At 40.5% G+C, this 25,029-nt stretch carries 22 protein-coding genes; 17 read left to right on the top strand and 5 right to left on the bottom strand.

Annotated elements, in window-relative coordinates; translation table 11 throughout:
- Window positions 1–28 precede the first annotated feature (28 nt).
- The 14 genes from SPAR10_RS02920 (at window position 29) to SPAR10_RS02855 (ending at window position 16,628) form a co-directional block, all read left to right on the top strand.
- The gene (locus SPAR10_RS02920) at window positions 29–1,678 is read left to right on the top strand and encodes a sensor histidine kinase (protein WP_004250619.1); all 1,650 of its coding nucleotides are present in this window, start codon (window positions 29–31) and stop codon (window positions 1,676–1,678) included.
- On the top strand, window positions 1,671–2,441 hold the full coding sequence (locus SPAR10_RS02915; RefSeq protein ID WP_004250617.1) for a response regulator transcription factor: 771 nt from the start codon (window positions 1,671–1,673) through the stop codon (window positions 2,439–2,441). Before SPAR10_RS02920 ends, SPAR10_RS02915 begins: the two co-directional genes overlap by 8 nt.
- Before the next feature lie 299 nt (window positions 2,442–2,740).
- Complete coding sequence (locus tag SPAR10_RS02910) at window positions 2,741–3,781, top strand: ABC transporter substrate-binding protein (RefSeq protein WP_004250614.1); 1,041 nt, start codon at window positions 2,741–2,743, stop codon at window positions 3,779–3,781.
- A gap of 161 nt (window positions 3,782–3,942) precedes the next feature.
- Window positions 3,943–4,989, top strand: coding sequence for an ABC transporter substrate-binding protein (locus SPAR10_RS02905; protein ID WP_004250612.1), 1,047 nt, complete (start codon window positions 3,943–3,945; stop codon window positions 4,987–4,989).
- A gap of 12 nt (window positions 4,990–5,001) precedes the next feature.
- Window positions 5,002–6,093, top strand: coding sequence for an ABC transporter ATP-binding protein (locus SPAR10_RS02900; RefSeq protein WP_004250611.1), 1,092 nt, complete (start codon window positions 5,002–5,004; stop codon window positions 6,091–6,093).
- Window positions 6,083–7,741 carry an ABC transporter permease gene (locus SPAR10_RS02895; RefSeq protein WP_004250610.1) on the top strand — a complete coding sequence of 553 codons (1,659 nt, stop codon included), beginning with the start codon at window positions 6,083–6,085 and terminating at the stop codon, window positions 7,739–7,741. The genes SPAR10_RS02900 and SPAR10_RS02895 overlap by 11 nt, the downstream gene beginning before the upstream one ends.
- A gap of 145 nt (window positions 7,742–7,886) precedes the next feature.
- Complete coding sequence (locus SPAR10_RS02890) at window positions 7,887–8,903, top strand: NAD(P)H-dependent glycerol-3-phosphate dehydrogenase (RefSeq protein ID WP_004250609.1); 1,017 nt, start codon at window positions 7,887–7,889, stop codon at window positions 8,901–8,903.
- 21 nt (window positions 8,904–8,924) lie between these two features.
- Window positions 8,925–9,821, top strand: coding sequence for a UTP--glucose-1-phosphate uridylyltransferase GalU (gene galU, locus SPAR10_RS02885; protein WP_004250608.1), 897 nt, complete (start codon window positions 8,925–8,927; stop codon window positions 9,819–9,821).
- A gap of 127 nt (window positions 9,822–9,948) precedes the next feature.
- Window positions 9,949–12,498 carry a penicillin-binding protein PBP1B gene (gene pbp1b / locus SPAR10_RS02880; RefSeq protein ID WP_004250607.1) on the top strand — a complete coding sequence of 850 codons (2,550 nt, stop codon included), beginning with the start codon at window positions 9,949–9,951 and terminating at the stop codon, window positions 12,496–12,498.
- A gap of 42 nt (window positions 12,499–12,540) precedes the next feature.
- Window positions 12,541–13,473, top strand: coding sequence for a DMT family transporter (locus tag SPAR10_RS02875; RefSeq protein ID WP_025170516.1), 933 nt, complete (start codon window positions 12,541–12,543; stop codon window positions 13,471–13,473).
- Between the two features lie 63 nt (window positions 13,474–13,536).
- Complete coding sequence (gene dapD / locus SPAR10_RS02870; RefSeq protein ID WP_004250605.1) at window positions 13,537–14,235, top strand: 2,3,4,5-tetrahydropyridine-2,6-dicarboxylate N-acetyltransferase; 699 nt, start codon at window positions 13,537–13,539, stop codon at window positions 14,233–14,235.
- A 61-nt stretch (window positions 14,236–14,296) separates the two neighbouring features.
- Window positions 14,297–15,427, top strand: a complete 1,131-nt coding sequence (locus tag SPAR10_RS02865; protein WP_004250604.1) for an N-acetyldiaminopimelate deacetylase — start codon at window positions 14,297–14,299, stop codon at window positions 15,425–15,427.
- Window positions 15,428–15,430: 3 nt separating this feature from the next.
- On the top strand, window positions 15,431–15,970 hold the full coding sequence (locus tag SPAR10_RS02860; RefSeq protein WP_004250601.1) for a 5-formyltetrahydrofolate cyclo-ligase: 540 nt from the start codon (window positions 15,431–15,433) through the stop codon (window positions 15,968–15,970).
- Window positions 15,954–16,628: a rhomboid family intramembrane serine protease gene (locus tag SPAR10_RS02855; protein ID WP_004250598.1), complete on the top strand. Its 675-nt coding sequence runs from the start codon at window positions 15,954–15,956 to the stop codon at window positions 16,626–16,628. The genes SPAR10_RS02860 and SPAR10_RS02855 overlap by 17 nt, the downstream gene beginning before the upstream one ends.
- A 79-nt stretch (window positions 16,629–16,707) precedes the next feature.
- Here SPAR10_RS02855 and SPAR10_RS02850 read toward each other — a convergent pair whose 3' ends face one another.
- The 5 genes from SPAR10_RS02850 to SPAR10_RS02830 all read right to left on the bottom strand — a co-directional run bounded on the left by SPAR10_RS02850 (window position 16,708) and on the right by SPAR10_RS02830 (window position 22,909).
- On the bottom strand, window positions 16,708–18,087 hold the full coding sequence (locus SPAR10_RS02850) for a glycoside hydrolase family 1 protein (protein ID WP_004250596.1): 1,380 nt from the start codon (window positions 18,085–18,087) through the stop codon (window positions 16,708–16,710).
- Between the two features lie 110 nt (window positions 18,088–18,197).
- Window positions 18,198–20,051: a proline--tRNA ligase gene (locus SPAR10_RS02845; protein WP_004250594.1), complete on the bottom strand. Its 1,854-nt coding sequence runs from the start codon at window positions 20,049–20,051 to the stop codon at window positions 18,198–18,200.
- A gap of 16 nt (window positions 20,052–20,067) precedes the next feature.
- Window positions 20,068–21,324, bottom strand: a complete 1,257-nt coding sequence (gene rseP / locus SPAR10_RS02840; RefSeq protein WP_004250593.1) for an RIP metalloprotease RseP — start codon at window positions 21,322–21,324, stop codon at window positions 20,068–20,070.
- 21 nt (window positions 21,325–21,345) lie between these two features.
- Complete coding sequence (locus SPAR10_RS02835; RefSeq protein ID WP_004250591.1) at window positions 21,346–22,149, bottom strand: phosphatidate cytidylyltransferase; 804 nt, start codon at window positions 22,147–22,149, stop codon at window positions 21,346–21,348.
- Window positions 22,150–22,156: 7 nt separating this feature from the next.
- Window positions 22,157–22,909, bottom strand: a complete 753-nt coding sequence (locus SPAR10_RS02830; RefSeq protein WP_004250589.1) for an isoprenyl transferase — start codon at window positions 22,907–22,909, stop codon at window positions 22,157–22,159.
- Window positions 22,910–23,122: 213 nt separating this feature from the next.
- Between SPAR10_RS02830 and SPAR10_RS02825 the strand changes: the two genes are divergently transcribed.
- From SPAR10_RS02825 to SPAR10_RS02815, 3 genes are all read left to right on the top strand, one after another.
- Complete coding sequence (locus tag SPAR10_RS02825; RefSeq protein ID WP_004250587.1) at window positions 23,123–23,518, top strand: helix-hairpin-helix domain-containing protein; 396 nt, start codon at window positions 23,123–23,125, stop codon at window positions 23,516–23,518.
- A 370-nt stretch (window positions 23,519–23,888) separates the two neighbouring features.
- On the top strand, window positions 23,889–24,467 hold the full coding sequence (locus SPAR10_RS02820; RefSeq protein WP_004250585.1) for a flavin reductase family protein: 579 nt from the start codon (window positions 23,889–23,891) through the stop codon (window positions 24,465–24,467).
- Entirely contained in the window at window positions 24,454–25,029 is a 576-nt protein-coding gene (locus tag SPAR10_RS02815) for a GNAT family N-acetyltransferase (protein ID WP_004250577.1), read from the top strand. The genes SPAR10_RS02820 and SPAR10_RS02815 overlap by 14 nt, the downstream gene beginning before the upstream one ends.

Here is a 25,029-nt window from a genome sequence, read left to right as displayed (position 1 = left end):
TAACAGACTCTTCCCAAAGAGGTGAATTATGCCCCATTCTTTCAAAAATTCTCTCCAAAAAGAGATTCTTCACCGTAGTTCTTTAGCTGCCCTAGCGACTTCTCTCTTACTCCTTATCCTTCTATTTGGATTTTCCTATTTCCTTCAAAAGCAGCAACTAGCTAAGGATACTCAACAAATTTCTCAACATGTTCAAGACATGAAACAAGCAAATTATGAATTATTGGAAACCATGAATAAAAAAATGGTTCCAGAATTTATAGAAGGTAAACACACTGATAGAGAATTATTTAGTCTATTTTATGAAACAAAAGCTCAACTAAAACTCAGTTCTGATTTTGTCATTCTCGATGAGACTGGCGAACTTTTATTTAGCACCAATCGCAATCATAAAGAAACTCTTTTAGCTCCCTATTATTTAAAATTATTAATTCAAAACACTACCCAAGGATCCATTTCAGAGAAAGTTGCTCTATCGATGGACAAGCAACATTATGCTGTCTTTATTATGCCCATAGTTCACAACCAGCGAGTACAAGCTTACAGTATTTCCTTTGTGAATGAGAACGACTTTTTGTCAAGCATCCCCTTGATTAATTCAAAATACGTCATCACAGACACTTTCGGTAATATATACTCGAGCAATACCAATCAATTCACACAATCAACTCTGGAAAAATTTGATGAGAAATCGCTCCGTTCAAAAACACATTGGTTCGTTGAAAATCCAATTTTGATTGAAAAACGTAAAGTTGATTCAATTTTTTCAATTTACACTTTCCAATCATTCTTTCCTATTCCTAGCTTACTTAGCCTTGCTTCCATACTAACACTTTGTATCTTTCTATTATATTTTTGGCAGGCTAGAAGAATTGCCCATAAAATCGCAACCCATAATGCTGGCCCTATTGAAAGTTTAGTCTTTCAATTACATGAAATTCCTAAGAAAAAAGAAAAGAAACTTACTCTCCATACTGAGGATGAATTTGAACTGATAGCTGAGAAAATTAATGATATGCTGCAGGAGTTGGACGAGCTTCATCAAAAGATGTTAACTATCGAGAAGGAAAAATGGGTTTTTGAAAGAAAGATGCTAGAAGCTCAGTTCAATCCTCACTTCCTCTACAATACCTTGGAAACCATTAAAATCACGAGTATGATTGATGCGAGTATTACACAAGACCTTATTCAAAATCTCACACGCATCCTGCGATACAGCGTGACTGAATTAGAGAAAGAAACGACTCTTGGACAGGACTTAGAGATTATTGAAGCTTACCTAAAGATTCATCAAATCCGCTTTGAACAATTTTCTTATCATATTGACTGTTCTCAAAAACTATATTCCCAAGTCATCCCAAAACTTTTCCTATTACCCCTTGTAGAAAATGCTCTAAAATACGGAAGACAGTATCGTATCGACCTTGCTATCTCTATAAAAATCACTCAAGATCAGGAAAAACTAACCTTTATCGTTATGGATAATGCCGGTGGTTTGACTAAACAAGAACGACTACATATCTTAGAATCTCTGAATAGTCCACATACGCAACATGGTATTGTCAACAGTTATAAACGATTAAATAACTTTTTTGATACTGTCGAATTGGATTTAGGAGTGAACCCTAAAGGCGAAACCTGGGTAAAATTTGTAACGAAAGGAAGAACACATGTTTAAACTTATCATTGTCGAAGACGAACATCTAATTCGAAAATGGCTTGAGATTGCTGTAGACTACTCTTCCTTAGGTATTCAAGTTGTAGGAACCGCTAGTCATGGACAAGAAGGGATGGAACTGATTCAAAAACTAAAACCACATATTGTGCTGACGGACATCACCATGCCAATCATGGATGCTTTCATGATGTTTGAAGCTACAAAGTCTCTCTCTTATGAAAAAGTAATCCTATCTGGTCATGACGATTTTCAAAATGCTAAAAAAGCTATGCAATATGGAGCAGTTGATTTCTTATCCAAACCAATTGATACCAAGGAGTTGACAGAATGTCTTCAAAAAATTGTTTTGCGATTACGAGTTAGCACTCGTCAAGAAACTCCTTTTTTAGAAGAATATCAAACTTTACTCACCTCTATCCAACAAATTGATACACAAAATCAAATCATTCAGCAAATTCTTGAATTTGTGCACCAACACTACTGCATGCACTTTACCATTTCTACCATTGCAGAGAATCTAGGATATAGTGAAAGTTATCTATATAAGGTTATCAAAGAAGACTTCCCAATGACGCTAAATGAATATATCTTACGCTACCGCCTCAAGCAAGCTATAGATAAAATGGCTGAGTCCCCTAATTCTCCCTTAAGCGATATCTCTGAACAAGTTGGATTTTCAGACTATAAATATTTTGCCAAAGTTTTTAAAAAATATCTCCATATTTCTCCAAAAGAATTAAAACTCATGGATAAAAACCATTGATGTAAAAGGATTGCTCAAATCAGGCAATCTTTTTATTTTGTACTTATACTAGAACAAACTAGGAAACTCGCTACAAGCTGCTCAAATCATAGCTTTGAGATCACAGATAAAATGACGTGCTTTGAAGAGGATTACCATCGAAATCCCAGTTACAGTTTCCCCATCCTTGCGCGAGATACCCATTTCCTATTCCCCGTTTTAGATTTCTTTAAGGTTTTTATTATATCCTGTAGAACTCTGCAAATTATAAACATTAAGCAAGTCGTAGAGTAAAAACGTTCGTAAAAAAGGAAATACTTATGAAAAAAATACTATTCTTTCTCTCTTGTGGATGGATATTTCTTACTTTATCAGGATGTTCTTCAACAACAGAAGCGGAAACTAGCGCTGAAAAAGATTCAGATAACACTTTGGTTGTCTACTCGCCTAACCCTGAAGACCTTATCGAAGAAATAATCCCAGCCTTCGAAGAAAAATATGGTATTAAGGTTGACTTAGTACAAGCCAGCACTGGTGAATTGTTTAAAAAAGCTGAGTCAGAAAAAGAAGCTCCTGTAGCGGATGTCATTTTCGGAGGCTCCTACGCCCTCTTCTCTTCTAACGAAAATCTTTTTGAACCTTATATTTCTCAAGAGAACGACCAGATAATCCCTGAATATCAAAATGAAACTGGATTCTACACTCCTTATACACTTGATGTCAGTGTCATCATTGCCAATTCATCTCTTACAAAAGGTATTAAAATTGAAGGCTACAATGATCTACTCAATCCTAAATTAAAAGGAAAAATCGCTACTGCTGATCCAAGTAATGCTTCTAGCGCCTTTGCACAACTAACAAACATGCTTGTAGACCAAGGTGGATACGAAAATGAACAAGCTTGGACCTATGTGAAAAATCTATTTACCCTAGTAGATGGAAAAATTGCATCTAGCTCTTCGAATGTTTACAAAGCTGTCGCCGATGGAGAAATGGCTGTAGGACTCACCTATGAAGATCCTGCCTTAAAACTCTTAAATGATGGGGCTGATGTAAAAGTCATTTATCCAAAAGAAGGAACCGTCTTTTTACCTGGTAACGCGGCTATCGTCAAAAACGCCAAACATATGGAAAACGCTAAGAAATTTATCGATTTCCTCCTTTCTCAAGAAATCCAAGATAAGCTAGGAACTGAAACAACCATCAGACCCATTCGTAAAAATGCTAGAACCAATAAAAATATGAAGGCTATGACAGAAATCAATATTGCCACTGAAGATTCCGATTATGTCATTAAAAACAAATCCGCTATTCTTAAAAAGTACAATGACATTTTTACAGATATCCAATCTAAAAAATAAAATTTGACTTACCAGTTATTAACTGCCAAACCCTGCTATAAAATCAAAAAGATTACTTCCGTTTTTGTAGAGAATTTTACCCTATTAGGATAGAATTCTGAGTTTTAAAAACGCTTACATTTTTTTACAATAGTATTATCAAAACTTTGGAGGTATCCATCATGAAAAAGAAATGGATGTATTTTGCTGCTTGTGGACTTGCTATTTTGGGGCTGACTGCCTGTTCTTCTGATGACGCTTCAGGAGATAAAGCTACTGAAAACGGAGGTAGCGATACTCTTGTAGTCTATTCGCCAAACTCAGAAGGACTAATTGGTGCAACAATCCCTGCCTTTGAAGAAAAATATGGCATTAAAGTTGAACTCATTCAAGCAGGAACTGGTGAACTCTTTAAAAAATTGGAATCTGAAAAAGAAGCACCTGTTGCAGATGTCATCTTTGGTGGTTCTTATACTCAATATGCTACTCATGGGGAGCTTTTTGAAAACTATGTTTCTCCTGAAAATGAAAATGTCATCAAAGAATATCAAAATACAACTGGTTACTCAACTCCTTATACATTGGATGGTAGTGTATTGATTGTAAATCCTGACTTAACTAAGGGTATGAATATCGAAGGATATAGCGATCTTATCAAACCAGAGCTCAAAGGAAAAATTGCAACAGCTGACCCTGCTAACTCTTCTAGTGCCTTTGCTCAACTAACAAACATGCTACAAGCTGAGGGTGGCTATACAGATGAAAAGGCTTGGACTTATGTCAAAGATCTCTTTACTTTAATTGATGGTAAAATCGGTTCAAGTTCATCTGGTGTTTATAAGGCAGTGGCAGATGGAGAAATGGCTGTTGGTCTTTCATATGAAGATCCTGCAGTTAAACTTCTAAATGACGGTGCTAACATTAAAGTTGTTTATCCAAAAGAAGGAACTGTTTTCTTACCAGCAAGTGCTGCTATTATCAAAAACGCAAAAAATAAAGAAAACGCTAAGAAATTTATCGATTTCATCATTTCACAAGAAGTCCAAGACACCCTTGGTACAACAACTACTAATCGTCCAGTTCGTAAAAATGCTAAAACTAGCGAAAATATGAAACCAATCGAACAAATTAAAACACTAACTGAAGACTATGACTATGTCATCAAAAACAAATCAGACATTGTTAAGAAATACAACGAAATCTTTACAGATATCCAATCTAAACAATAATAGGGGTTGACCATGAGCGAGATTAAAATTATTAATGCTAAGAAAATTTACAATGATGTACCCGTTATCGAAAATTTAAATGTTACAATTCCTAAGGGGAGCCTTTTCACTCTCCTTGGGCCTTCAGGATGCGGAAAAACAACTTTGCTTCGTATGATTGCTGGATTCAACAGTATCGAAGGAGGAGAATTTTACTTCGATGATACCAAAATTAATAACATGGAACCTAGCAAACGAAATATTGGGATGGTTTTCCAAAACTATGCGATTTTCCCACATTTGACAGTGCGTGATAACGTAGCATTCGGACTCAAGCAAAAGAAAGTTCCGAAAGAGGAACTCATCAAACAAACAAATAAATACCTTGAGTTGATGCAGATTGCCCAGTACGCTGATCGTAAACCAGATAAACTTAGTGGTGGTCAACAACAACGTGTTGCTCTAGCACGTGCCTTAGCTGTTAATCCAAGCGTTCTCCTCATGGATGAGCCCCTCAGTAACCTAGATGCCAAACTTCGTCTAGATATGCGTCAAGCCATTCGCGAAATCCAACACGAAGTTGGCATTACAACTGTCTATGTAACTCACGACCAAGAAGAAGCTATGGCCATTTCTGACCAAATCGCGGTTATGAAAGATGGTGTTATTCAACAAATTGGTCGTCCAAAAGAGCTATACCACAAGCCCGAGAACGAATTTGTCGCAACCTTTATCGGTAGAACAAACATAATCCCTGCTCGTTTAGAAAAGCAAGCTGATGGAGCTTACATCGTATTCGAAGACGGCTACTCTCTTCGTATGCCAGATCTTGACCAAGTTGAAGAACAAAATATTCGTGTCAGCATTCGTCCTGAAGAATTTATCCGTGATGAAAATGGCACAATCGATGGAACAATTACCGACAGCGTTTACCTTGGCTTGAATACTGAATACTTCATTGAAACAGGATTTGCTCCAAAACTTCAAGTGAGTGAAGAATCTACATTCGAAGAAGATTTAGAAAAAGGAAATCATGTTCGTTTACGTATCAATACTCAGAAACTCAATGTCTTCTCTGAAGATGGTTCTCGGAATCTCATAAAAGGAGTCAGCCATGGAGCGTAAAAAACTTAATATCTGGACTGCATCTTCCTTCTTCATTTTTCTTACATACTTAGTTTTCTTAGTCTACCCAATCGTGACTGTATTAAAACAAGCGTTGATACATGAAGGTAGTTTCTCTTTAGAAAATTTTGTAACATTCTTTAGCAAATCTTATTATTCTGAGACACTCATTAATAGTTTTAAGGTTTCTGTAACTGCCACAATCACTTCTGTCGTTGTTGGTACCTTGCTAGCTTATCTTTTTTCAATGTATGACTTCAAGGGAAAGAAATTTTTACAAATTTTGATTATCATCGCATCCATGTCAGCTCCCTTTGTAGGTGCCTATTCTTGGATTCTACTTCTTGGTAGAAACGGAGTTATCACAAAATTTCTAACCAACACACTACATTTGCCAGGATTTGATATCTACGGCTTTAAAGGTATTGTACTTGTCTTTACACTCCAACTTTTCCCTCTCGTCTTCCTTTATGTAGCTGGAACTATGAAGAGTATTGACAATTCCCTCTTGGAAGCTGCGGAAAGCATGGGATCTTTTGGATTTAAACGTATTGTAAAAGTCATTTTACCTCTTTTGGTCCCAACTTTATTAGCAGCAGCCCTACTGGTATTTATGAGAGCTTTCTCTGACTTTGGTACTCCAATGTTGATTGGAGAGGGATACCGTACCTTCCCAGTGTTAATCTACACACAGTTCATTAGTGAAGTTGGAGGCAACTCAGCATTCGCATCTGCCTTAGCAATCATGGCTATTACAATTGCACTGGCTATCTTCCTCATCCAAAAGTACATTTCAAATCGTTATAGCTTCAGTATGAACTCGCTTCATCCAATCGAACCTAAGAAAACGACAAAAGGAAAGATGGCTGCTATTTATGTGACTGTTTATGGCATTATCTTATTCTCTGTATTACCTCAAGTTTACTTGATTTATACATCATTCCTTAAGACATCCGGTATGGTATTTGTTAAAGGATACTCATTAAATAGTTATAAGACAGCCTTTAACCGTATGGGGTCTGCTATTTTCAATACCATTCGAATCCCTCTACTTGCCTTGGTTCTTGTTGTTGTCTTTGCGACCTTCATCTCATACCTTGCAGTTCGTAAGCGCAACCTATTTACGAATCTAATCGATAGTCTTAGTATGGTGCCTTATATTGTACCAGGAACAGTTCTCGGTATTGCCTTTATTTCTTCATTCAATACAGGTATCTTCGGAAGTGGCTTCCTTATGATTACAGGAACAGCTTTCATCTTGATTATGTCCTTATCTGTCAGAAGACTTCCTTATACTATTCGCTCTTCAGTTGCTAGTTTGCAACAAATTGCTCCTAGTATCGAAGAAGCTGCCGAAAGCTTGGGAAGTAGCCGTCTCAATACCTTTACTAAAATCACAACCCCAATGATGCTTTCAGGTATCATTTCAGGAGCAATCCTATCATGGGTAACAATGATTTCAGAACTTTCTACTTCGATTCTCTTATACAATGTTAAAACTAGAACAATGACCGTAGCAATCTACACTGAAGTACTTCGTGGAAATTATGGCGTGGCAGCTGCTTTGTCAACTATCCTCACTGTCTTGACAGTTACTTCATTGTTACTATTTATGAAAATTTCTAAAAACAATAGTATTACACTCTAGTTTTTCTCCTAAAAACAGTCAAATTTCTTATTGGCTGTTTTTTATTTATACTCTCTATAAGTTAATTCTTAATAAATAATATTAATGCAAGTTAGTCCTTTTTATGGTAGAATATAGGAAAGTGCTTTCTCAGAAGGAGGAAAATATGAACAAACAAACTATCGCTGTCTTAGGTCCTGGTTCTTGGGGTACTGCCTTGTCACAAGTCCTCAATGACAACGGACACCAAGTACGTATCTGGGGAAATATTCCTGATCAAATTGATGAAATCAATACACAACATACTAACAAACGTTATTTTAAAGAAGCTGTATTAGACGAAAAAATTGTTGCCTATCATGATTTGGCAGAAACCTTGAAGGGTGTTGATGCTGTCTTGTTTGTGGTACCAACCAAGGTAACCAGATTGGTAGCTCAGCAAGTCGCTGCAGTTCTTGATCATAAAGTGGTTGTTATGCATGCCTCCAAAGGGCTTGAACCAGATAGCCACAAACGTCTCTCTACTGTTTTGGAAGAAGAAATTCCTGCTGAATTAAGAAGTGATATTGTCGTCGTCTCTGGACCTAGCCATGCTGAGGAAACCATTGTCCGTGACATTACCTTGATTACAGCAGCTTCAAAAAATCTGCAAACAGCACAGTATGTTCAATCACTCTTTAGCAACAACTACTTCCGTCTATATACAAATACGGATGTTATTGGAGTTGAAACAGCTGGAGCTCTAAAAAATATCATCGCTGTTGGGGCAGGGGCTCTCCACGGTCTTGGATTTGGAGACAATGCTAAAGCTGCTATTATCACGCGCGGTCTTGCAGAAATTACACGTCTAGGTGTTCAACTTGGAGCAAATCCACTGACTTATAGCGGTCTCTCAGGAGTTGGGGATTTGATTGTTACAGGAACTTCTGTCCACTCACGTAACTGGCGAGCAGGTGATGCTCTTGGACGTGGCGAAGCCTTGGCAGATATCGAAGCCAATATGGGAATGGTCATCGAAGGAATTTCAACAACCAAAGCTGCTTACGAGTTGGCACAAGAACTTGACGTTTACATGCCTATCACCCAAGCTATTTATCAAGTTATTTATGAAAATGTTAATATTAAGGATGCCGTTGCTGAACTTATGAGCACTGAGTTCAAATCGGAAAACGAGTGGTCATAATCACCGTTAGGAAGGAAGCTCATGAAGCAAAAAGTTAGAAAAGCCGTTATCCCTGCTGCAGGACTTGGAACTCGTTTCCTACCCGCAACCAAAGCCTTGGCCAAAGAAATGTTGCCAATCGTGGATAAACCAACCATCCAGTTTATCGTTGAAGAAGCTCTCAAGTCTGGAATTGAGGATATTCTTGTTGTAACAGGGAAGTCAAAACGCTCCATCGAAGATCATTTTGACTCAAACTTTGAGTTGGAATTCAACCTTAAGGAAAAAGGAAAAACTGATCTTTTGAAATTAGTTGATGAAACAACTGGTATGCGTCTTCACTTCATTCGTCAAACCCACCCACGTGGTCTCGGAGATGCCGTTTTACAAGCCAAAGCTTTCGTTGGAAATGAACCGTTTGTGGTCATGCTTGGAGACGACCTCATGGATATCACTGATGACAATGCTGTCCCATTGACCAAGCAACTTATGAATGATTACGAAGAGACTCACGCTTCTACCATCGCTGTAATGCCTGTACCACACGAAGAAGTCTCTGCTTATGGTGTCATTGCTCCTCAAGGAGAAGGAAAAGACGGACTTTACAGTGTTGAAACCTTCGTTGAAAAACCAGCACCTGAGGATGCTCCTAGTGATTTAGCCATCATCGGTCGTTACCTTCTCACACCAGAGATTTTCGGTATTCTTGAAAATCAAAAACCTGGTGCCGGAAATGAAATCCAGCTAACAGACGCTATTGATACCCTCAACAAAACTCAACGTGTATTCGCCCGTGAATTTAAAGGTTCACGTTATGACGTTGGAGATAAGTTTGGATTCATGAAGACTTCCATCGAATACGCCCTCAAACATCCTCAAGTTAAAGACCACTTGAAAGACTACTTAATTGATCTTGGAAAAGAACTTTCAGGTGAATAACAAACTCTTAAAACCAGGTTGAATTTACCTGGTTTTTTTGTTGCCTAACTCCCTCTAAATCTCGTCCATGACTAATTTCTTGCAATCATTGCTTTTATGGTATAATAAAATAAGAGTGAGGAAAGAAATGAAGAATAAATTGTTAGAACTTAAAGAAAAAGGACTGGCTTTCCTTCAGTCCCTAAAAACAAAGTTAAAAAATATACATTTAGGAAAAAGTAGTCCTAAAAAATCTAAAAAGAAAAAGCAAACCAAAACGAATATTTGGACTATCTTTGCCAATATCTTACTGGGAATTAAGGCAACCTTTAATACCCTATTCATTATCGCCTTTCTTGGTGGACTTTTAGGTACTGGAGTTGTTTTCGGTTATGCAGTTTCCCTGTTTGATAAAGTAAGTGTCCCTCAAACAGAAGATTTAGTCAAACAAGTGAACGATATTTCATCCATCTCTGAGATTTACTATGCTGACGGTTCCATGATTGGCGCTATCGAGAGTGACCTCCTTCGGACATCTGTCGCATCAGATGCTATTTCAGAAAATCTCAAGCAAGCTATCGTTGCGACCGAGGATGAACATTTCGCCGAACATAATGGAGTCGTTCCTAAAGCGGTTATTCGTGCTAGTTTAGGAAACTTTATCGGACTTGGTTCTTCTAGTGGAGGTTCTACACTAACCCAGCAGCTCATCAAGCAGCAAGTGGTTGGGGATGCTCCTACACTAACTCGTAAAGCTACTGAAATCGTGGATGCCTTGGCCTTGGAGAGAGCAATGAGTAAGGACGAAATCTTGACAACTTATCTCAACGTTGCTCCATTTGGTCGTAATAATAAAGGTCAAAACATCGCAGGAGCTCAACAAGCAGCCAAGGGTATTTTCGGGGTTGACGCCAATCAGCTAACGATTCCTCAAGCAGCCTTCATAGCAGGATTGCCACAAAGTCCTATCTCCTACTCACCTTATGAATCAACTGGGGAAATGAAGAGCGAAGAGGATATGGAACTAGGTATCAAACGTTCAAAAGATGTCCTTTACAATATGTACAGAACAGGGGTCCTCAGTCAGGAAGACTACGAAACCTATAAAGCATACGACATCAAACAAGATTTCTTACCAGCTGAAAGTGTAGACGTAACTTCTAGGGGCTATCTCTACTTTACTGCTCTCGATGAAGCAACTAATCTCATGTATGACTACTTGGTACAAAAAGACAACGTCTCTGCCCAAGAACTCAAAAACGAGTCTATCCAAAAATCCTATCGTGAATTAGCTGAAAAAGAAATTCAAAATGGTGGTTACCGTATCACTACTACAATCGACAAAACAATCCACGCTGCCATGCAAGATGCTGTGGCAAATTATGGCTACCTTTTAAATGATAGTAGTGGTCAACCTGAAGTCGGAAATGTCTTAATGGATAATAAAACAGGAGCCATCATAGGATTTGTAGGAGGACGAGATTACCAAAACAATCAAAATAATCATGCTTTTGATACTAAACGCTCTCCTGCCTCTACTACTAAGCCACTATTAGCTTATGGTATTGCTATTGACCAAGGATTGATGGGAAGTGCTAGTATCCTATCAAACTATCCTACCAACTTTGCTAACGGAACCCCTATCATGCACGTCAACAGTCCAGGAACAGCTATGATAAACCTTAAGGAAGCCCTCAATTATTCATGGAACATCCCTGCCTACTGGACCTATCGTATGCTCCGTGAAAAAGGAGTTGATGTCCGTTCTTACATGGAAAAAATGGGCTATGAGATTCCAGAATACGGTATTGAAAGCCTTCCTATGGGCGGAGGAATCGAAGTTACTGTAGCTCAACATACAAATGGATATCAGACACTTGCTAATAATGGAATTTACCATAAAAAATACATGATTTCGAAAATCGAAAAAAGCAATGGCGAGGTCATTTATGAGCATAAAGACGAACCTGTTCAGGTCTACTCTAAAGCTACTGCAACCATTATGCAAAGTCTACTGAGAGATGTACTTTCATCCCGGATAACTACAAGCTTCCAAAGCGATCTTTATAGCATAAATTCCAGTCTAGCAGGTGCTGATTGGATTGGGAAAACTGGTACAACTAACGAGGAAGGTGATATGTGGCTCATGCTTTCAACGCCACGATTGACTCTTGGTGGTTGGGTTGGTCACGATGATAATAGTCCCCTAGCTAACGGCGCATACTTCCGTAATGCTAAGTACATGGCTAATCTGGTAAATGCTATTCAACAAGCTTCTCCTTCTGCTTGGGGAACTGAGCGTTTCAGCCTTGATTCAAGTGTAACTTCTTCTCAAGTTCTTAAATCAACTGGTCAAAAGCCAGGACGAGTTAATCTCAACGGAAAAGATTACGAAATTGGTGGAGAGACTGTTACAAGTTACTGGGCCAACCAAGCTGGTGCCCCAACTACGACATTCCACTTTGCAATTGGTGGTAGTGAGGCTGACTATCGACATGCTTGGAATACAATTGTTGGAAATTTAATAAAACAAGACAACAAAGATAAAGATAAAGACAAGGATAAAGATAAAGACAAGGATAAAGATAAAGACAAGGATAAAGACAAGGATAAAGACAAGGATAAAGATAAAGACAAGGATAAAGATAAAGATAATAACAATAATAACAGCTCTTCTTCGAATAGGTCTCAACGCTAACATACCTATTATCAAGAGTATGTCACCTAACTCGACTTTTATATGAATCACTATCAAAAAAATATTTTCAAGGGAACCATATACTCTCTCCTATCCGGATTAATATGGGGTATCTGTGGCATTTTAGGAGAATTCTTCTTTACGCATTATCCAGTCTCCTCTGGTTGGATCACTTCTATGCGACTAAGCCTTGCAGGTGGTTTCGTACTTATCTTGTCCGGCTTTAAGTTCCGTTCACAGTTATTCGACCTTTGGAGAAACCGCAACAATTATATACCTTTTCTGGCTTATGCTATCCTAGGAATCTTCTCCGTTCAGTATTTCTTCTATCTCTGTGTAGAATACTCTAATGCGACAACGGCAACCATCCTACAATTTATCAGTCCTGTCTTCATTCTTATCTACAACCGCATCATCTACAAGAAAAAAGCTTCTAAAAAAGCAATCTTCTATGTTTTAACTGCTATGCTTGGAGTCTTTTTGATGGCTACCAAAGGCGATTTGTCTAAGTTATCCATCACTCCTATCGCTTTATTAACTGGACTACTCAGTGCACTGGGAGTTATGTTTAATGTCATTTTGCCCCAGCCATTTGCTCGAAAATACGGTTTTGTTCCTACTGTTGGTTGGGGAATGATGCTAGCTGGACTCTTTAGTAATTTTCTCTACCCTGTATATAGAATTAGCTTTCAGCTAGATTGGGTGAGCATCTTGATTTGTTTGACCATTGCCTTTTTGGGAACAGCTTTTGCCTTTTTCCTATCTATGAAGGCTGTCTCGCTGGTATCCCCATTGGTGGTGTCAGTGGTCAGTGCAAGTGAACCGCTATCCTCTGCTATTCTAAGCGTTCTATTTCTAGGTCTGGTCTTAGATGGCTACCTGCTATTAGCTATGATTTTGATTATTATTCCCATGATCTTCTTATCCATCGAAGAATCAAAGGATAAACTGAAAGAATCTTCTTTTAACACTTAAGGCTTCAATTTTGAAGCCTTTTTTGGTAGAATAGTAAGCATTACAAAGAGTGAGGAGACCCCTATGACTGCTACAAAAATGAATGCACAAGAAATTATCCAATTTATCGCCAATGCTGAAAAAAAGACAAGTGTAAAAGTAACCTTTGAAGGACAACTTGCTGGAACTATCCCTACTTCTGTTACCAAGCTTGGTAATGTTCTTTTCGGAGACTGGAAGGATATTGCTCCTCTTCTCGAAGGACTGACTGAAAATAAAGACTATGTTGTTGAGCAAGATGCTCGTAATTCTGCAGTTCCTTTGCTAGATAAACGTGCTATCAACGCTCGTATCGAACCAGGGGCTATCATCCGTGACCAGGTTGAGATTGGCGACAACGCTGTTATCATGATGGGAGCTGTGATCAATATTGGTGCTGAAATCGGTGCTGGCACTATGATTGACATGGGTGCTATTCTAGGTGGACGTGCTATTGTTGGTAAAAATAGTCACGTGGGTGCGGGAGCTGTTCTTGCAGGTGTTATCGAACCAGCTAGTGCAGAACCTGTCCGTGTCGGTGACAATGTACTCATCGGTGCTAACGCTGTGGTTATCGAAGGTGTTCAAATCGGTAGCGGATCTGTTGTTGCAGCAGGTGCCATCGTCACTCAAGATGTTCCAGAAAATGTTGTGGTTGCTGGTGTCCCGGCTCGTGTTATCAAAGAAATCGATAGCCAAACCCAACAAAAAACAGCGCTAGAAGATGCGCTTCGTACCTTGTAATTAGTAACAGAGGCGGAAACTTTTCCAGCCTCTTTATCGTATCAATAGAAGGAAATTAGATATGTTAGATTTGATTCAAACTCGACGTGATCTTCACCAAATTCCTGAGATCGGTTTAGAAGAAGTCAAGACTCAAGCTTATTTGCTCAATATCATTGAGAAATTAACAGCTGGTAAGGATTTTGTTCAGATTCGTACTTGGCAAACAGGTATTTTAGTTTACTTGCAGGGAAGTCAGCCAGAACGTACCATCGGTTGGCGGACAGATATCGACGGACTCCCAATCGTTGAACAAACAGGTCTTGCCTTTGCCTCTCAGCACCCAGACCGTATGCATGCTTGTGGGCACGACTTTCACATGACCATTGCCTTAGGAAGTCTCGAACGTGCTCTAGAAAACCAACCTAAAAACAATCTCCTCTTTCTCTTCCAGCCTGCCGAGGAAAATGAAGCAGGTGGCATGCTCATGTATGAAGATGGGGCCTTTGGCGACTGGTTGCCTAATCAATTTTATGGACTTCATGTCCGTCCAGACCTAAAGGTTGGTCAGATTGCGACCAATACCCATACACTCTTTGCAGGAACTTGCGAGGTCAAGATTCGTTTCAAGGGTAAAGGTGGTCACGCTGCCTTTCCACATCAAGCAAACGACGCTCTGGTTGCAGCTAGCTATTTTGTCACTCAAGTTCAGTCAGTTGTCAGCCGTAATGTCGATCCTATCGAGGGAGCTGTCGTCACTTTCGGTGTCTTTCAAGCTGGTACAACCAATAATGTCATCGCTGATTCAGCTTTCTTGCATGGAACCATTCGAGCCCTCACACATAGCATGAGCCTCTTGGTTCAAAAACGTGTCAAAGCCATCGCTGAAGGTGTCGCAGCTGCTTTTGATATGGATGTGGAAGTTGAACTCAAACAGGGAGGTTACCTACCTGTCGAAAACAACCCTGAATTAGCTCGAGAATTGATGACCTTCTTTGATGAAAAAGAAGGGATTGAACTTATAGATATTGAACCTGCCATGACAGGAGAAGACTTTGGTTATCTTCTCTCTAAGGTTCCCGGTGTCATGTTCTGGCTTGGAATTGATAGTCCCTATGCTCTTCACCATCCACAGATGAGTCCTAAGGAAGAAGCTCTGGCAATTGGAATCGAGGCTGTATCAAGCTTTTTAGCAAAGAAAGCTGCGGAGTAAACAATGAAAAAAGCCCTACGCAAGCAGGTCTTGCAAGAACTCAAATCTCTATCAGCCGAAGAAAAGGAAGTCATGGACGCTTGGTTGACTGAGCAACTACTTCTACATCCCTTCTATAAGGAAGCAAAAACCATCGCTACTTACCTGTCTTTTCCTCATGAATTTCAGACAGCTAGACTCATTGAACAAGCTCAAAAAGATGAGAAGACACTCCTCATTCCCAAAACCTATCCACATGGGAAAATGGACTTTGTTCTATATGAACCAGAGAAACTCGAAAGAAATTCTTTTGGACTTCTTGAACCTCAAGGAGACTTCACAATCCTTGAACCCTCTCAGATTGACCTGATTCATGTTCCTGGTTTGGCCTTCAATTCTTCTGGCTATCGGATTGGGTATGGTGGTGGCTACTATGACAGATATTTGAGCAATTATTCTAGTAACACCATCAGTACGCTTTATCCTTGTCAGATTCAGAATTTTCAACCTGAGCACTACGATATTCCTGTTGAGGAGGTACTCATCTATGAAAGAAATTTTTGATCGTCGGTATCCTGTCACGAGCTTCTTTCTACTCGTGACAACCCTGGTTTTTGTACTCATGTTTCTAACCAGTGGTTTCAACTATACCAGCGCAGCCACCTTGTATAAATTTGGAGCTGTGTATCCCCCTGCTATCAAGGCCATGCCTGAACAAATCTGGCGCTTATTCTCCGCAACCTTTGTCCACATTGGCTTGGAGCACTTTTTAGTCAATATGCTATCCCTCTACTTTTTGGGGCGTCAGATGGAGGACATCTTTGGTTCCAAACAGTTTTTCTTTATCTACCTTCTATCAGGTATGATGGGAAATCTCTTTGTCCTAGTTTTTAGTCCCAATGCTATTACTGCAGGTGCTTCAACTGCCCTCTACGGTATGTTTGCCTCAATTGTTGTTCTCCGATATGCTTCACGCAATCCCTATCTCCAACAACTTGGTCAATCCTACCTCTCCCTCTTGGTCATTAACCTAGTAGGTAGTGTCTTAATCCCTGGAATCAGCCTTGCTGGACATCTAGGTGGAGCTGTTGGTGGTGCATTGCTGGCTATCGTCTTCCCAGTTCGAGGAGAACGAAAGATTTACAGCCCAGGCCAACGTGGTCTATCAACCCTAGCCTTTATTGCTTTATCAGCTCTACTACTTTTTATCGGACTATTCTAAGAACAAGAAAAACCATTGGAAGTTCTCAAATTGAGAAGTTCATTTCCAATGTTTTTTTTGAATCTATTTGAAAAGTAGCTTAAAATCCATTATTGTCACTGAGTTCTTTGAACCAGTGGCCTGATTTCTTCAAGCGACGTTCTTGTGTTTCAAGGTCAAGCTCGACCAAACCATAGCGATTTTTGTAACTATTGAGCCATGACCAGCAATCGATAAAGGTCCAGATCAAGTAGCCTTTACAGTTAGCACCGGCTTCAATGGCGCGATGAAGTTCACGAAGGTGACCTTTGACAAAGTCAATACGATAATCATCCTGAATCATTCCATTTTCGCGAAATTTGTCTTCACCTTCAACACCCATCCCATTCTCTGTCAACATCCACTCGATATTGCCATAGTTTTCCTTGATGTTTTGGGCAATGTCATAAATTCCTTGCTCGTAGATTTCCCAACCACGGTGGGGATTGATCTTACGACCGGGCATGACGTAAGGCTCATAGAAATGTTCTGGCAAGAGCGGGCTGTCAGGATGCTTAGCAAAACGTGGCGCCATGACACGCAAGGGTTGGTAGTAGTTGACTCCAAGGAAATCTACTGTGTGCTCACGAATAAGCTCCAACTCCTCAGCTGTAGAATCTGGCAGCAAATCATGCTCAGCTAAAATTTCCACTAATTCTTCTGGATAAGTTCCCAAGACAGATGGATCTAGGAAAGATTGAGCTTGGAATAGATCAGCAATGCGTGCAGCTTTCACATCCGCAGGATGTTGACTACGTGGATAGGCTGGTGTCAAGTTGAGGACAATCCCAATCTTAGAATCAGGCAAAATCTCATGGCAGGCCTTCACCGCAAGAGTGCTGGCTAGCTGGGTATGATAGGCAACCTTAACGGCAGCTTTGGCATCTACCTTATGAGGATAATGGGCATCATAGAAATAGCCAAACTCTACAGGAACGATAGGCTCATTGAAGGTAATCCATTGGTCTACCAAGTCTCCATAAGTTTCAAAACAGAAACGCGCATAGTCTTCATAAGCCTTGATGGTCGCCTTATTTTCCCAACCATCGCCATCTTCTTGAAGGGCAAAAGGCAGATCAAAGTGATAAAGATTGACTAAGAGACGGATTCCCTTGGCCTTAATAGCTTCAAAGACCTGACGGTAGAAAGCCACACCTTGAGGATTGACTTCACCACGACCCTGTGGGAAAATACGAGACCACTGGATTGAAGTCCGAAAGGCTGTATGACCTGATTCTAACAATAGTTCGATATCTTTTTCCCAATTTTCATAAAAGGTCGATGTTTTGTCTGGTCCAATCCCATTGTAGTAGCGATTTGGTTCTACTTGGTACCAATAATCCCAGAGATTATCTCCCTTTCCGTCACCAGGCACTCGCCCCTCTGTCTGTGGCCCAGAAGTTGAGGAACCCCAGACAAAATCCTTTGGAAATTTTAGCATAGCTCTACCTCTTTATTTACTCTTTTTATCTTTATTTTATCTCATTATAAAGAAAAAACAAGGCAAAAACTAGTTACATTTTTGTCTTGTTTTTCTTCTGATTATAGATTTTATTTATTTGTTAGGATTTCAAGGGTTTCAAGCAAGCTATCTGCGTGAACTTCGATTGTATCCCCTGTCGCCTTAATCTTGACTTCTACAATCCCGTCAGCTGCTTTCTTACCAACAGTGATACGGATTGGAAGACCAATCAAGTCGCTATCGCTAAATTTAACACCGACACGTTCGTTACGGTCATCCGTCAAGACTTCGTAGCCTTTATTGACCAAAGCTTCTTCGATACGATCTGTCAATGCAAGACTTTCTTCATCCTTGACATTAACTGGAATCAAGTGCACATCAAATGGCGCCAATTCTTTAGGAAAATTGATTCCCCAAGCGTAACGGTATTCACCTTTTGGAGTCTTGTTAACAAAGAGGCGAGCGTGTTGTTCCATGACTGCTGAAAGGAGACGGCTGACACCGATACCATAACATCCCATGATAATTGGAATCGCACGACCATTTTCATCCAAGACATCTGCTCCCATACTTGCTGAATAACGAGTACCGAGCTTGAAAATGTGACCAATCTCGATACCACGCGCAAAGTTGAGCACACCTTGTCCGTCAGGGGAGATTTCACCCTCACGAACTTCACGGATATCGACATACTCAGCAGTGAAGTCACGACCTGGGTTGACACCTGTCAAGTGGTAACCATCTTCGTTAGCACCTGCAACAGCATTGCGACTATCTTGGACCTTGCGGTCTGCGATAATCTTGACATTTTCTGGAAGATTGACTGGGCCAAGTGAACCAAAGTCCGCTCCCAACAATTCTTTCACTTCCGCCTCGGTTGCAGGTTCCAAGAAGTCTGCACCAAGGTAGTTTTTCAATTTGACTTCATTAAGTTGGTCATTGCCAACGAGTAGGGCAACAACTGGCTCCTCGTCTGCGATATAAACCAAGGTCTTGATTGTTTGCTCTTCAGAGACATTCAAGAAAGCAGCAACTTCATCAATCGATTTGACACCTGGTGTTTCCACGCGAGCTACTTGATCTTCAGTCACAACACGGTTGCTCGGTTTGTAGGCGTTAGTTGCCATTTCCAAGTTAGCTGCATAGCTTGACTCACTTGAGTAGGCAATGGTATCTTCACCAGAAACCATCCATTTGAGCAATTCTGCCTTGATTTCTTTCTGTACATCTACAGGAATCTCATCAAATGATGCGACAGACTTGTCTAAAACAACCCAACGGTCAAGGTCTGTACGAGCAGGTGTGATGGCCATAAATTCTTGGCTATCCTTACCACCCATAGCTCCACCGTCACCGATGATGGCTTTGAAGTCCAAGCCACTACGAGTAAAGATACGCTCGTAAGCTGCCTTATACTCATCATAGGTTACATCCAAGCTATCGTAGTTAGCGTGGAAGCTATAGCCGTCTTTCATGATGAACTCACGGGTCCGAAGAAGTCCATTACGTGGACGTTTTTCATCACGATACTTAGGCTGGATTTGGTACAAGTTCAAAGGCAATTGCTTGTAAGACTTGACAGAATCACGGACAATCGCTGTGAACGTTTCTTCGTGAGTTGGACCCAAGATAAAGTCTGACTTCTCACGATTTTTCAATTTGTACAAGTCTTCACCGTAGGTTTCATAACGGCCAGATTCACGCCAAAGGTCAGCACTGAGAAGGGCTGGAGCCAACATTTCAACAGCACCCATCTTGTCAAACTCTTGACGCATGATTTTCTTAGCTTTTTCGATAACACGGTTAGCAAGTGGTAGGTAAGAATAAACACCTGCTGATACTTGGCGAACATAACCAGCACGCAACATAAGGGCGTGGCTGATAACTTGAGCATCGCTTGGCATTTCGCGAAGCGTTGGGATTAGCATTTTACTTTGTTTCATATTTTTCCTCTAATTCTTAAAAGAAGGTACGCATGATGTCGTTCCAAGTCACGGCGATCATCAAGACAACCATAATCACAACTCCAACTAGAGTAACATAGGTTTCAATTTCTTGTTTCAGCGGTTTACGGCGAATAGCCTCAATAATATTGAGCACGATTTTTCCACCGTCTAGTGCCGGGATAGGAATCAAGTTGAAAATCCCGATATTGATGGAAATCATAGCCAAGAAGAACAAAACATTCTCAAGACCATTTTTAGCAGCATCACTACTTGCCTTAAAGATAGCAACAGGTCCACCCAATTTATTCAAATCAGGCTGGAAAATCAAGCTCTTCAAGGCGTTGAGAATGCGCAAGGCCGAGTCAGCTGCAGAGGTGAATCCACCTACAAACATAGACCAGATATCTGATTTGAGTCTCGGTTGAACACCTAGAATATAGCGACCTTGGTTTTCCTCAGGGGTCACACTGACTTGCTTCTCAGTCCCATTTTCAGAGACTGTTACATCCAATACAGGCGCTGTTTTATCTTTGGTCTCTACTTCAACTGCCTGAATCAAATCTTGCCAGTTACTAATTTCGTGTGAACCGACTTTAGTGATTTGTGCTGTATTTTCAAGGCCGACTTTTGCTATCGCGCTATCAGGGATGATACTAAAGTTGTTGCTTTGTGTATCACGAACACCACCTTGCATGAAAATCAAAATCCAGAAGACGATGACTCCCAAAATAAAGTTGTTCATGGGGCCCGCAAAATTGGTAATCAGCTTGCCCCAGACAGTCGCATTCTGATATTGAACATCTAGCGGAGCGATACGAACTTCTGTTCCATCAGCTTCCACGATAGTTGCATCATGGTCTACAGAGAAAGTTTTTTCCTCTTCCAAAACCAGACCTGTGATAAAGAGTTTATCCTCAAAGTCAAACTGAGTGACCTGCATAGGTAGAGCCGTTTGGTCGACCTTCTTACCAGAAAGATTGATGCGCTTCACCTTACCATCTTCGGCCAAGGTCAAACTAACAGGAGTTCCTGTCTTAATCTCTGTGGTATCCTCTCCCCAACCTGCCATGCGGACATAACCACCAAGCGGTAGGAGACGAATCGTGTAAGCAGTCCCGTCTTTCCCGATATGGGCAAAGATTTTCGGACCCATACCAATGGCAAATTCACGAACCAGAATTCCAGACTTCTTAGCAAAGTAGAAATGGCCGAACTCGTGAACCACCACGATAATTCCAAAAACAAGGATAAAGGTTAATAATCCTAACATTTAATATTTGTTCACCTTTCCTTAAAATAAGCCAAAGAGGTGCATAATAGGGAAAACAGCCAACATAGAGTCAAAGCGATCCAGTACTCCACCATGGCCTGGGATAAAGAAGCCCGAATCCTTGACACCAAAATGGCGTTTCATAGCACTCTCAATCAAGTCACCCAATTGCCCTGCAATACTAAAGAAAATAGCAAAGAGCATCATTTTGTAAATGCCGTAAGGAAGGGCAACCGTACTATCCACTAACATAAAGATAAGAGTGACAAGCATGGCAGCTAAAATTCCACCAAAGGCTCCCTCGATTGATTTGTTCGGAGAGACTCTCGGAGCCAATCTTCTCTTACCGAAATTCATTCCGACCAAGTAAGCACCACTATCAGTTGCCCATACGATACAGAGGGCCAAGAGGGCTTTATCCAAACCTGCGATTCGAGCATCCACTAAAGCATTGAATCCAAAACCAACATAGAAACTCATGGCAATCGGGTATACAGCATCTTCAATGGTGTAATTCTTGCTAAAAACAGTGCAACCTAACATGATAAAAATCACAACACCATATGCGACAACATTCCCATCTACAGGTAAAAATGTCAAGTAGTTTTCTAGGGGGATTGTCAGTGCAAAAGTCGCTAACAAGGTCAGCAAACCTTCAGGGGTCATGGTGTTTAACCCTTTCATCTGAAGCAACTCATGAACCCCTAGCATAGCTAGAAGTCCCATAGCAATCTGTAACCAAAGCCCACCAATCACCAAGAGCGGGATAAAGATTGCTAATGCCAGAGCGGCAAATATTGTCCTCTTTATTAAGTCCTTTTTCATAATGTTCCTATACTCCTCCAAATCGACGATTGCGGCGATTATACTCTGCAATAGCTTCTTTCAAAGCTTCCTCATCAAAGTCAGGCCACAAGACATCTGTGAAATAAAGTTCACTATAAGCTGCTTGCCAAGGCAAAAAATTACTCAATCGAAGCTCACCACTAGTTCGGATGATTAAGTCTGGGTCACGCAAGGTTTTCGGCAAATGTCCTGTAAAGAGGTATTCCCCAATCAACTCTTCCGTAATATCACCTGGATTCACCTTGGCATCCAAAACATCCTGCGCAATCAACTTGACTGCTTGTGTAATTTCAGCTCTTCCACCGTAATTAAGGGCAAAATTGAGAATCAAACCTGTGTTCAACTTGGTCAACTTTTCTGCCTTTTTCAAAGCTTCAAAAGTCTGATTCGGTAAACGATCCGTTTCCCCAATCATTTGAATCTTCATGTTCTTTTGGTGCAACTCAGGAACATACTTATCATAAAATTCAACCGGCAAGTTCATGATAAACTTGACCTCCTGGTCTGGACGAGTCCAGTTTTCAGTCGAGAAGGCATAAACAGTCAAGGCCTTGACACCCATATCACTAGCAGCAATGGCTACCGTTCTCAGAGCATCCATCCCAGCCTTATGCCCAAAGACACGTGGCTGCATCCGTTTTTTAGCCCAACGACCATTCCCATCCATGATAACTCCGATATGAGTTGGCACTACCGCTGGTGTTTCTGTAACTTTATCTTTTTTTAAAAATCCAAACATGATTGTATTCCTATTCAAAAATCTATCGTTTCATTATACCATATTTTTCGCTTTTCTTCTATCATCTTTTCTTATTCTAGGACGGATTTTCCTATAGGTATCCTGTCTTTCTAAACTAAGAAGCCTTGCATTTCCCAAAGAAAGTTGATACAATAAAACATAAAGATTTATCCTTGTTCAGTCACAGGGGTTTTTTATTGAAAGGATCTTATCATGTCAAAAAAACTACAACGTAAAAAACAATTAAGAAATAGCCTTCGTCGTTCAGGCGCACTTTCAAACGCTGTAAACAAGGTCGTCGAAGAAACAAAAAAAGTTGTGAAGCATGCTGAAAAAGCAGCAAGTGAGGCAGGAAAAGCTGTCTCTAAGCAAGTAGAAAAAGCTGTAGAAGCAACTAAAGAGCAAGCCCACAAGCTTACAACTTCTGTTGAAGATTTCGCAGCTGACCTAGGCGGACTTCCACTTGACCGTGCTAAAACGTTCTACGATGAAGGAATCAAGTCTGCTGCTGACTTCAAAAACTGGACAGAAAAAGAACTCCTTGCCTTGAAAGGAATCGGTCCAGCTACAATCAAGAAATTAAAAGAAAACGGCATCAAGTTCAAGTAATCTTTCTTGTCCCTTGCATTTCCGTCAAAAACTTGTTAAAATAAAGCCATTAGAGGTGTTTTGAGTCCCACATTTTACAGAAAGTGGCGGAGCTGAGAAGTCCACAAATGTGTCAAAACTGGTTGCTAGTGAGTTGAAATTAAAAATTGAAATATAAATCTTTTTGTTTCCTTTTAGGACTAGGCAGCGAGTTGCAGGCTGTACTCAAGTACGCCAAGACGAGCTAACGACGTCATAAAAGTGTAACAAGAAGATTAAAGATGCGGGCATCTGCCCGAAATTGGGTGGTACCGCGGATAAACACATTCGTCCCTGTCATGTAGATGGCAGGGACGATTTTTTTGTTGCGACCTAGCAAAAGGAGGTTGTCATGAAACAATCTTTCAAAACAAGTAAACTCTACTATGGTTTTCCTATCTTCATCTTAGGGTATCAGGACCAGAACTTTGGGTACAATATCACAACCTGCAGTTCCTCTTATAGTCTGGGCGATTGGCTAGTCATCGGTGTTGGTGCTGAGGAAAATGCAGCCGACCAGATTAAGCATTATCAACAGTTTACCGTAAACATCCTTGATGAAAACCTCATGCTTGAGATGGAGCAGGCTGGCTTTATCAGCCATCGGGAGAAATTGAAACATTTGGGACTTGACTACGAGATTTCTGAACAGACTCAGGCGCCGATTTTAGAGGCTTGTCCAGTCGTATTGGATTGCCAGGTGGATAGGATTATCGAGGAAGATGGCATCTGCCATATCTTTGCCAAGATTATCGACCGTCTGGCTGACCCAAAGCTCTTAGATGATAAGGGCCATTTTAAAAATGACTGCTTTGCGCCGACTTACTTTATGGGGGACGGCCATCAGCGCGTTTATCGTTATCTAGATGACCGAGTCGATCCCATGGGAAGCTTTATCAAGAAAGCGAGGAAGAAGGATGACAAGAACTGAACTGCCAGAACGAATAGAAACCGAGCGACTTGTCTTGCGAGTCCGTACAGTGGCGGATGCTGAAGATATTCATGCCTACGCTAGTCTGCCAGAAGTTTCTTACCCAGCTGGCTTTCCACCCGTCAAGACCTTGGAAGATGAAATTTATTACCTAGAACATATCCTTCCTGAACGCAATGAAAAGGACAATCTCCCAGCTGGCTATGGCATTGTGGTCAAAGGGACTAATAATGTTATCGGCTCTGTTGATTTCAACCATCGCTACGAAGATGATGTACTTGAGATTGGCTATACCTTGCACCCCGATTATTGGGGCCGAAGTTATGTGCCAGAAGCAGCGCGTACCTTGATTGACTTAGCTTTTACAGAACTAAACCTACACAAGATAGAATTGTCTTGCTTTGGTTACAACCTTCAAAGTCAACGAGTCGCAGAGAAACTTGGCTTCACCCTCGAAGCTCGCATCCGAGACAGAAAGGATGCTCAAGGTAACCGTTGTGATGATTTGAGATATGGCTTGCTGAAGAGTGAGTGGGAATGTTTAGTAATTAAAAGGAACTAA

The sequence above is a fragment of the Streptococcus infantis SPAR10 genome (assembly GCF_000279535.1).
Taxonomy (GTDB): Bacteria; Bacillota; Bacilli; order Lactobacillales; family Streptococcaceae; genus Streptococcus; species Streptococcus infantis_I.
The sequence above is the reverse complement of the archived record's forward strand: the minus strand, read 5'-3'. Positions and strand labels throughout refer to the sequence as shown.

Coding starts and splice junctions, on each gene's coding strand:
- SPAR10_RS02920 (WP_004250619.1), top strand. CDS start 29: ATGCCCCATTCTTTCAAAAATTCTCTCCAAAAAGAGATTCTTCACCGT.
- SPAR10_RS02915 (WP_004250617.1), top strand. CDS start 1,671: ATGTTTAAACTTATCATTGTCGAAGACGAACATCTAATTCGAAAATGG.
- SPAR10_RS02910 (WP_004250614.1), top strand. CDS start 2,741: ATGAAAAAAATACTATTCTTTCTCTCTTGTGGATGGATATTTCTTACT.
- SPAR10_RS02905 (WP_004250612.1), top strand. CDS start 3,943: ATGAAAAAGAAATGGATGTATTTTGCTGCTTGTGGACTTGCTATTTTG.
- SPAR10_RS02900 (WP_004250611.1), top strand. CDS start 5,002: ATGAGCGAGATTAAAATTATTAATGCTAAGAAAATTTACAATGATGTA.
- SPAR10_RS02895 (WP_004250610.1), top strand. CDS start 6,083: ATGGAGCGTAAAAAACTTAATATCTGGACTGCATCTTCCTTCTTCATT.
- SPAR10_RS02890 (WP_004250609.1), top strand. CDS start 7,887: ATGAACAAACAAACTATCGCTGTCTTAGGTCCTGGTTCTTGGGGTACT.
- galU (WP_004250608.1), top strand. CDS start 8,925: ATGAAGCAAAAAGTTAGAAAAGCCGTTATCCCTGCTGCAGGACTTGGA.
- pbp1b (WP_004250607.1), top strand. CDS start 9,949: ATGAAGAATAAATTGTTAGAACTTAAAGAAAAAGGACTGGCTTTCCTT.
- SPAR10_RS02875 (WP_025170516.1), top strand. CDS start 12,541: ATGAATCACTATCAAAAAAATATTTTCAAGGGAACCATATACTCTCTC.
- dapD (WP_004250605.1), top strand. CDS start 13,537: ATGACTGCTACAAAAATGAATGCACAAGAAATTATCCAATTTATCGCC.
- SPAR10_RS02865 (WP_004250604.1), top strand. CDS start 14,297: ATGTTAGATTTGATTCAAACTCGACGTGATCTTCACCAAATTCCTGAG.
- SPAR10_RS02860 (WP_004250601.1), top strand. CDS start 15,431: ATGAAAAAAGCCCTACGCAAGCAGGTCTTGCAAGAACTCAAATCTCTA.
- SPAR10_RS02855 (WP_004250598.1), top strand. CDS start 15,954: ATGAAAGAAATTTTTGATCGTCGGTATCCTGTCACGAGCTTCTTTCTA.
- SPAR10_RS02850 (WP_004250596.1), bottom strand. CDS start 18,087: ATGCTAAAATTTCCAAAGGATTTTGTCTGGGGTTCCTCAACTTCTGGG.
- SPAR10_RS02845 (WP_004250594.1), bottom strand. CDS start 20,051: ATGAAACAAAGTAAAATGCTAATCCCAACGCTTCGCGAAATGCCAAGC.
- rseP (WP_004250593.1), bottom strand. CDS start 21,324: ATGTTAGGATTATTAACCTTTATCCTTGTTTTTGGAATTATCGTGGTG.
- SPAR10_RS02835 (WP_004250591.1), bottom strand. CDS start 22,149: ATGAAAAAGGACTTAATAAAGAGGACAATATTTGCCGCTCTGGCATTA.
- SPAR10_RS02830 (WP_004250589.1), bottom strand. CDS start 22,909: ATGTTTGGATTTTTAAAAAAAGATAAAGTTACAGAAACACCAGCGGTA.
- SPAR10_RS02825 (WP_004250587.1), top strand. CDS start 23,123: ATGTCAAAAAAACTACAACGTAAAAAACAATTAAGAAATAGCCTTCGT.
- SPAR10_RS02820 (WP_004250585.1), top strand. CDS start 23,889: ATGAAACAATCTTTCAAAACAAGTAAACTCTACTATGGTTTTCCTATC.
- SPAR10_RS02815 (WP_004250577.1), top strand. CDS start 24,454: ATGACAAGAACTGAACTGCCAGAACGAATAGAAACCGAGCGACTTGTC.